Below are 8,994 nucleotides of genomic sequence, written 5' to 3' on the forward strand. Positions count from 1 at the left end.
TAACATATTTCAAATAAAAAAGAGCAATCTCATAACTCGAGATTACTCTTTTTACTATTTATCTTAATTCCATGAATTTACATCATAGATTCCAAGTTCTATTTTATCCATTCCATCTAACTGAACTTTTACCAAAGCTCTTAATGTATCAAGTGAAGTTATAACACCGATATTTCTCTCTATAGCTACTCTTCTGATATGGAATCCATCTCTCTTAGAGTCATTACCTTTTGTAGGTGTATTAACTACTAAATCTACTTCTCCATTTACAACCATATCTAAGATATTAGGGTTTTCTTCATCAATTCTTCTAACAACTTCTGCTTCTATTCCAACTTCGTTAAGAGCTGCTGCTGTCCCTTCTGTTGATATAATTTTATATCCTAATTTAGCAAAACCTTTAGCGATTTCTACAAACTCAGCTTTATCATGATTATTAACTGTAGCAAGAATTCTCTTAGCACCTTTACCTGTGTACATTCCAGCCGCTACAAAACCTTTATATAAAGCTTCTTCAACTGTTTTACCAACGCCTAGAACTTCTCCTGTTGATTTCATCTCTGGTCCAAGACAAATTTCAACGTTTGGAAGTTTTTGTGTTGAGAATACTGGAACTTTAACTGATACTAAGTTTGGCTCTTTATAAACTCCTGTTCCATAACCTAAATCTTTAAGTTTAGCTCCAAGCATTACTCTTGTAGCAAGGTCAACTATTGGAACTCCACTAACTTTTGAGATATAAGGAACTGTTCTTGAAGCTCTTGGGTTAACTTCTATTACATAAAGTTTACCTTCAAATTCAATGAACTGAATGTTTATCATACCTTTAATTCCGATTCTTAAAGCAAGTTTTGTTGTGTAATCTAAAACATCAGCCTTAATTTCCTCTGTGATATTTTGACTTGGGTACATAGTAACACTATCTCCTGAGTGAACTCCTGCTCTCTCTAAGTGTTCCATGATTCCTGGGATTAAAACATCTGTACCATCTGAGATAGCATCTACTTCAATCTCTCTACCACCAAGATATTTATCAACAAGGATTGGGTTTTTATTATCTCTTTCAAATGCATGTGCAAGATAATGTCTAAGCTCTGCTTCATCATGAGTTATTTCCATTCCTTGTCCACCAAGTACGAATGAAGGTCTTACAAGCATTGGATATCCAAGTCTACTTGCCTCTTTAACTCCATCTTCAACATTCCAAACACCTTTACCTTTTGGTCTTGCTATATCAAGCTCTTCTAATAAATTATCAAATTGCTCTCTATCTTCTGCAAGATCTATTTGGTCTGATGTTGTTCCAAGAGTTTTAATATTTTTAGCTTTTAAGAACTTAGCAAGTTTGATTGATGTTTGTCCTCCAAACTGAAGTATAACACCCTCTGGATTTTCTTTATCTATAATATTTAATACATCTTCTTCTACAATTGGCTCAAAGTATAACTTATCAGCTGTATCAAAATCTGTACTTACTGTTTCTGGGTTATTGTTAATTATTATTGTTTCAATTCCTTGAGATTTTAATGACTTAACACAATGTACTGAAGCATAGTCAAACTCAACCCCTTGACCTATTTTAATAGGACCTGAACCTATAACAATAACTTTTTTCTTATCTGAAACTACAACTTCATCATACTCGTCGTATGTTGAGTAGTAGTAAGGTGATACTGCATCAAACTCTCCTGCACATGTATCAACCATTTTATAAACTGGCTTGATGTTCCATATATTTCTTAATCTATATATCTCATCAACTGGAACACCTATCATAGTAGCAATTGCCTTATCAGCAAATCCATTTTTCTTAAGAGTTACTAACCACTCTTTATTTAAATCTTCTATCTTAGATGCAGCAAGTTTTTCTTCTTCTCTTACAATATTCTTAAACTTCTCTAAGAAGAATATATCTATTCCTGTAATTCTTGAAACCATGTCAATTCTATAATCTCTTCTAAGCATTTCTGCAAGTACAAATATTCTCTCATCATCTGCTGTTACAACTTTTTCTCTAAGTTCTTCCATTGAAAGATTGGTGTACTTCTTATGGTGAAGTGAGAATTTACCGATTTCAAGTGATCTTATTCCTTTTAAGAAAGCTGACTCAAAGTTTGTTCCTATAGCCATAACTTCCCCTGTAGCCATCATCTTTGTGCCAAGTACTCTATCTGCACTATCAAACTTATCAAAAGGCCATTTTGGTACTTTTAAAACTACGTAATCTATTGTAGGCTCACAACAAGCATAAGTTTTCTTAGTAACTGCATTTAAGATTTCATCAAGTGTATATCCTAAAGCAATTTTTGAAGCAACCTTTGCTATTGGGTACCCTGTAGCTTTTGAAGCAAGAGCTGATGATCTTGAAACTCTTGGGTTAATCTCTATAACTGCATATTCGAATGAGTTAGGATTTAATGCAAATTGTACGTTACATCCACCCTCTATTCCAACAGCTTCTATTATATTAAGAGATGCTGTTCTAAGCATTCCAGCTTCTTTGTTTGATAATGTTTGACATGGCGCAACAACTATTGAATCACCTGTGTGAATTCCAACTGGGTCAATGTTCTCCATATTACAAACTGAAATTTTATTTCCTTTTGTATCTCTGATTACTTCGTACTCAATTTCTTTCCAACCCTTAACACTCTTCTCTAAAAGAACTTGTCCGATTGAGCTAAGTTGAAGTCCTAAAGCAAGTGTTACTTTAAGTTCTTCTTCATTAATAGCTATTCCACCACCAGTTCCTCCTAGTGTATAAGCTGGTCTTACTATAACTGGGTATCCAATTCTCTTAGCAACTTCTAAACCTTCTTCTAATTCATGAACAATCTCACTCATTATAACCGGCTCATTAATTCTAAGCATCATATTTCTGAAGAGCTCTCTATCTTCCCCTTCTTTAATTGACTCAATTGAAGTACCAATTACTTTAACCCCATATTTATCTAAAATACCTTTTTCATATAATTCAACTGAAAGGTTAAGACCTGTTTGTCCACCCATTCCAGCTATTACTGAATCTGGTCTTTCTTCTCTAATTATTCTTTCTACATATTCAAGTGTTATTGGCTCTAAATAAATCTTATCAGCAACACCTTTATCAGTCATTATTGTAGCTGGGTTTGAGTTGATTAATACAACTTCAATTCCCTCTTCTTTAATTGCTCTACATGCTTGAGTTCCTGAATAATCAAACTCTGCACCTTGACCTATTACTATTGGACCTGAACCTATAACTAGTACTTTTTTAATATCTTTATTTAATGGCATAATATTTTCCTCCCCAATTTGAAATTACTTCATAAATCCATCATATATAAATTCGCTATCTCTATCTGGCATAAACTGTACTGCTTCAATATTTAAACTTTCACTCTTATATCCTGCTGCTGTACTATCATTTATGTTTCTATAAGTAATCTCCATCTCTTTTGTAAGATTAGAAACTGTAAATCCTTGTGTTTGTGTAGTAATATAAACTTTTCCATTTGAAATATCTTTTACTGGATGATTTGATCCTCTATGACCAAATGCAAGCTTGTCCGTTTTTGCTCCTAAAGCTAATGCTATAAGTTGACTTCCAAGTCCTACCCCTGTAATTTTTACTTTTCCAAAAAGTCCTTTTATCATTTCTGATACTTCTTTAACATCTGCTGGATTTCCTGGTCCATTAGATAAGAACACCATTTCTGGATTTGCTGCTAAAACTGTCTCTGCTGTCACATCATAAGGGAATACTGTAATATCAGCCTCTCTTTTGATTATGTTTGCAAGAACACTTTTCTTGATTCCAAGATCTATAACTGCAACTTTCTTACCTGCTCCTCTAACAACATAGCTTTCCTTTGTTGAAACTTCACTAACTGCACTTGAGTTATTGTAGCTTTTTATTTTATCTTCTATATCTGATAATCTAAAATCTTCAACTGCTATGATTCCTGTCATTGAACCTTTGTTTCTTAATATTTTTGTTAAAGCTCTTGTATCTATTCCTTCAAGTCCTAAGACTTTGTTTTGCTTTAAATAGTTATCAAGTTCTAACTCACATCTAAAATTGTTTGGGAATTCACATTTTTCTTTTACTATTAATCCTTTAATTTGTACATTATCTGACTCCATATCCTCAAGGTTAACTCCATAGTTACCTATTAAAGGGTATGTCATTGTTACGATTTGTCCTTTGTATGATGGGTCTGTAATAATTTCTTGATACCCCGCCATTCCTGTTGAGAATACTACTTCTCCAACAGTTTCTTGTAAGTACCCGAAGGCTTTCCCCTCAAAAATTGTTCCATCTTGTAATATAAGCTTTGCTTTCATTTAAATAGACCTCCTAATAAATATACTAGAAAAACACACTTTAAAAGGTCTTCTATTCCTACTTGTTTAATACTTTTAATTAAACGAAAAGGTAATAGAGATATTATAAAAAACGAAAATTTTCGCTATAATACCCTATTACCTTCTATATATGATTGGAATATAAAATCCAAAGCTATTCTTTTTTTGAAATGTAGTTTTATTTATAATTATTGTGTTCATTGTTATACCTCTTTCTGGCCTCACAGGACCAATTTAAAGTGTATTTTCTAAATTCTTATTTTAAACTTTACTCTAAAAGGAATAAATAGTCAATAACTTTTTGTAAAAAAAAGGTTCAAGCCCTGAATATAAATATTCAGGGCTTGAACTAATTTCAACCTATAAACCTACTTCTTTGTCCTATTGAAGCAACTCCTATTATTATATATATGCGTGCTTTTGTCAATATTTTTTACTATATTCTTATGATTTTTCACTATATTATTAATATTCTTTAATTTTTATAGCTCTCTAGCAATTATATCTGCCACAATTTCTGAAACTTCTCCAGTTATTGTAATACATTGCTCTAAATGTTCCTTCTTTCCAAAGTCCATTCCCTTAGTAAGAATTTTACAACAAACAAACTTTCTTTTTTCTCTAAACCTCTCATGAAGTTCTGCTGAAAGTTTCATAGTTTTCATAACTTTTGGATCTTGTGGATTTGCTCTACCAAAAACCATACCAAGAGCCATAACTCCCCCACTAACTGCTCCACAAGTACAACCAGAACCACCAATACCAACAGGGAAACCTGATGCTAATTTTATAACCTCATCAGAGAAGTCTAACTCAAAAGTATCTTTTATAGTCTTTACAACTGCCTCTGAACAATAAAAGTCTCCTCTTCTATAATAATCTTCTGCTGTTTCTCTAACTTTCTTTAAATCAACGTTTTTCATCTTTTAAAATTCTCCCTTATAAAACAAATTTACCTTCTCAATTTCAAGTTATATCATATATAATCTCATAAACATAATAAATTTCCAAACTATATCCTATATTTATAACTTTGATTTTAAAAAAATTTAAAAGATAGGTAGCACTCAAATATGCCATCTATCTTTTTAGCTACTTATATTTCTTTGTTAATGCTTCAAATTCTTCAAATGGTATTTCTTCATACTCAGTTTCATCAAAACCTTCTGGTATATTGTTAATGTTTTTTGGCTGCCTATACTTAGGATTTATTTCTTTATTTATAATTTCTATAAGTCCTACATACAAAGCTTCCTTTATTAAATCAGAATACCCCTCAAACTCATCATTACTTTTTAAAATTTTATCCATAACTAATTTTAAAGGTCCATCAATAACTACCCCTGCCGCCTCAACTACTTCTTCAGTATCTTCTATGTTATATTCATCTTCCATTATAACTATCGTATCTCTATCATCCATTTTATCTTTCACCTCAAAAGTCTTTTATTAACTAACTTATACAAAGTAATGATAAAAGGATACTAAAATTTTTCATATTGGTTTTTTATTCACTTAAACAAGATAGATATGCCATAGCTGTAAATTTATAATTTTCATTACTGAACTTTATTACACCATCATATTTTCCCACAATAGTCTTAATATTTTTTATACCATATCCATGATTGCCTTGCTTACTAGACTTAAACACCTTACTATCTAAAGCTTCTTTTTCTCTACTTAAATTATCTATTTTTATTAAAAATGCACCTTCTACAACCTTTAAACTTATATCAATATATTTTTCTGTATTTTCAGCACATCTTAAATTTTCTTCAATTGCATTATCTATTAAATTACAGAGTATTGTAGATAAATCAAAATATTTTATTTTAATAACTTTAGGTACTGTACACTCTATATTAAACTTTATATCTTTTTCTAAACACATTTTTCGTTTTTCAATCAAAATACTATCAACAACTAAATTACCTGAAACCTTATTTTCATAAATCTGTAAAATCCCATCATTTAAATCATTAATATAATTTAAAATTTCTTCTTCATCACCTAGTGCTACTAAGCTTTTAATCACACTCATATGACTTTTAACATCATGTAAAACTATATTTTTTTTCTCTATTATCTCAGTACTATTTTCTATATGATTCTCTAATACATTTAGTTTTGTATTAAGCTCATTTTTTTTATTTATAACTTCTTTCTTTTGATAATTTATAATTATTAATACACCCATAATAATGATAATTATAAGAAGTAATAAAACTATAATACTCCAAAAAGCTCCTATATCTGGTCTTGATACCAAGTTATACCCTTGCAAAAAATATGGTATAACTTCAATGCCTATACCTATTAAGATTATTATTAACATATAAATTCTTATTTTTTTATCTTTTGATAAACCTTTTATTATTTCATATTTTGAAATTTTATAAATAAAAAATTGTATTAAGCAAACTTCTACAAAAAATAGAGTTGGTGAAATATATTTCACTACTAAATGCGGACTTATAAATGCTCCAATTCTAGTGTGAATTACTAAATTATAAACTCCAAAACTTGTAAAAAAGCCAATCACTGGCGTTAACATATTACAACTTAAAACAAATATACCTATAAACATCTTTTGTCGTATTGGCTCTTTATAAAAAACTAATGTTCCTATAATATAACTTCCAAATGTAAATATAATTCCCAAAGTCCTAATTTGCATATTTATCAATGTATATCCTATACACTCTAAAATTATAATTCCCCAGATCCAAAGATATTTTCTTTTTAATCTAAATGTTAAAAATCTTAATAAAGCTAAATTTAAAACTATATAATATAAATAATCCCATATATAATTTAAATCCATTATATTTCCTCTTCTCTAACTTTTATTTCTACTAGCTATACATTCTTTTTTATACAAGATAAATATGCTGTTATAGTTAACTTATAATTTTCATTTCTAAATTTTATTGCTCCATTATATTTTTTTATAATATCTCTAATTTTTTGTATTCCATAACTCTTATATTTATTTTCACTAAAAATAAATTCTTCATCAACTATTAAATTTTTATCTTTACTTAAATTTTCTATTTTTATCATAAGTATATCCTCTATAAAATTTATACTTATATGAATATACTTCTCACACTCTTCTTTGTTCTCTAAATTTTCTTTAATAGCATTATCTAATAAGCTAGCTACTATAGTAACTAAATCAAATTGCTTTATTTTAATAACACTTGGAATTAGACACTCTATATCTAATCTTATATTATTCTCTTTGCAAATAATTCCTTTTTCTAATAGTATACTATCTATAACTGAATTCCCTGAAATTTTATTTTTATAAATTTCAGAAATCCCTTCATCTAAATCATTCATATAACTTAAAATTTCCTCTTCATCCCCTAGTGCTAACATACTTTTAATAACACTCATATGATTTTTCACATCATGCAACACTATATTTTTTTTCTCTATCATCTTATCGTTACTTTCTATATGATTTTCTAATATATTTAACTTTGTATCAAGTTCTATTTTTTCATTTATAACCTCTTGTTTTTGATAATTTATAGCAATCAAGAAACCCATTATTATTATAATTGCGAGTAATAATATAGCTATTATGCTGCTATAGATCCCAATTTGTGATTTTAAAACTATATTATGTCCTTTTAATATATATGGTATAGATTCAGTCATAAAACCAAGTAAAATTATTATAGACATATAGATTCTTGTTTTTTTATCTTTTGCTAATCCTTTTATTATTTCATACCTTGAAATTTTATATATAAAAATTTGAACCAAAATAATATTAATTAAAAATGTTATTGGTGATATGTACTCTATAATTATTCTTATATTTAAAAATTCTCCAACAACAGTATGCAAAGCTAAACTATAAATACCAAATGTCATAAAAAAACTTAAAACAGGTGTTAGCATATTGCAACATAAAATAAATACTCCAATAAACATCCTTTGTTTTATAGGCTCTTTATAAAATAGAAAAACACTAAGCAAATAAGTCCCAAAAGAAAATATTGTTCCTCCAATTAACGATTGTGGATTTATAATTGTAAAACCTATGCACTCCACAATTATTATTCCCCATATCCAAGTATATTTTTTTTCAAATTTTAATGTTAAAAATCTTAATAACCCTAAATTCACAATTATATAATATACATATTCCCACATATAATCTAAATTCATTTTATCCCCTCTAAACTTTTCTTTTGTTTATAATGTTTATTTATTATTCTCATTATATATTAATATTATTTTTTTGTATTGAATAAGCCTTTAATTATAATTATCTACATAGTGTCTTATTTGAATTTTAACTATTAAAGTAGTAACATATATTTAAAATAAATGGATATAATGTTGGTGTAGCAGTTAATCATTATACACCTGTATCTTTAGATGAAGTGATTGAAAATAATACTTATCTAATAAAAAATAGAACTTTTAAAGCTAATTTATAAATCTTATTATATTTATTTTATTTTATATACATATTTAATATTTAATTCTAAAATAAGGTTAAATTAATAATATTATCAATTTATCTTCTAAGGATATTGACTATCAATCCATATCCCCTTTCAAGGATATTGACTATCCAATCCATATCCCCTTTCAAGGATATTGACTATCAATCCATATCCC

At 28.5% G+C, this 8,994-nt stretch carries 6 protein-coding genes; all 6 read right to left on the reverse strand.

Features of this window, described 5'->3' with window-relative positions:
• Positions 1-63: 63 nt before the first annotated feature.
• The 6 genes from carB to Q0V24_RS13210 all read right to left on the reverse strand — a co-directional run bounded on the left by carB (position 64) and on the right by Q0V24_RS13210 (position 8,535).
• On the reverse strand, positions 64-3,276 hold the full coding sequence (gene carB, locus Q0V24_RS13185; protein WP_297522247.1) for a carbamoyl-phosphate synthase large subunit: 3,213 nt from the start codon (positions 3,274-3,276) through the stop codon (positions 64-66).
• 24 nt (positions 3,277-3,300) lie between these two features.
• A complete protein-coding gene (locus tag Q0V24_RS13190; RefSeq protein WP_297522249.1) occupies positions 3,301-4,326 on the reverse strand; it encodes a carbamoyl phosphate synthase small subunit in 1,026 nt (341 codons plus the stop codon).
• A gap of 503 nt (positions 4,327-4,829) precedes the next feature.
• Positions 4,830-5,270: a C-GCAxxG-C-C family protein gene (locus Q0V24_RS13195; RefSeq protein ID WP_297522250.1), complete on the reverse strand. Its 441-nt coding sequence runs from the start codon at positions 5,268-5,270 to the stop codon at positions 4,830-4,832.
• A 169-nt stretch (positions 5,271-5,439) separates the two neighbouring features.
• Positions 5,440-5,769, reverse strand: coding sequence for a hypothetical protein (locus Q0V24_RS13200; RefSeq protein ID WP_297522252.1), 330 nt, complete (start codon positions 5,767-5,769; stop codon positions 5,440-5,442).
• 85 nt (positions 5,770-5,854) lie between these two features.
• On the reverse strand, positions 5,855-7,174 hold the full coding sequence (locus Q0V24_RS13205; protein WP_297522254.1) for a sensor histidine kinase: 1,320 nt from the start codon (positions 7,172-7,174) through the stop codon (positions 5,855-5,857).
• Between the two features lie 35 nt (positions 7,175-7,209).
• Entirely contained in the window at positions 7,210-8,535 is a 1,326-nt protein-coding gene (locus Q0V24_RS13210) for a GHKL domain-containing protein (RefSeq protein WP_297522256.1), read from the reverse strand.
• Between the last annotated feature and the right edge of the window lie 459 nt (positions 8,536-8,994).

This window comes from uncultured Clostridium sp. (assembly GCF_947039605.1).
Classification (GTDB): Bacteria; Bacillota; Clostridia; order Clostridiales; family Clostridiaceae; genus Sarcina.

Bases quoted from the DNA above. Each gene is read 5' to 3' on its own strand.
- carB (WP_297522247.1), bottom strand. From the start codon at position 3,276: ATGCCATTAAATAAAGATATTAAAAAAGTACTAGTTATAGGTTCAGGT.
- Q0V24_RS13200 (WP_297522252.1), bottom strand. From the start codon at position 5,769: ATGGATGATAGAGATACGATAGTTATAATGGAAGATGAATATAACATA.
- Q0V24_RS13190 (WP_297522249.1), bottom strand. From the start codon at position 4,326: ATGAAAGCAAAGCTTATATTACAAGATGGAACAATTTTTGAGGGGAAA.
- Q0V24_RS13195 (WP_297522250.1), bottom strand. From the start codon at position 5,270: ATGAAAAACGTTGATTTAAAGAAAGTTAGAGAAACAGCAGAAGATTAT.
- Q0V24_RS13205 (WP_297522254.1), bottom strand. From the start codon at position 7,174: ATGGATTTAAATTATATATGGGATTATTTATATTATATAGTTTTAAAT.
- Q0V24_RS13210 (WP_297522256.1), bottom strand. From the start codon at position 8,535: ATGAATTTAGATTATATGTGGGAATATGTATATTATATAATTGTGAAT.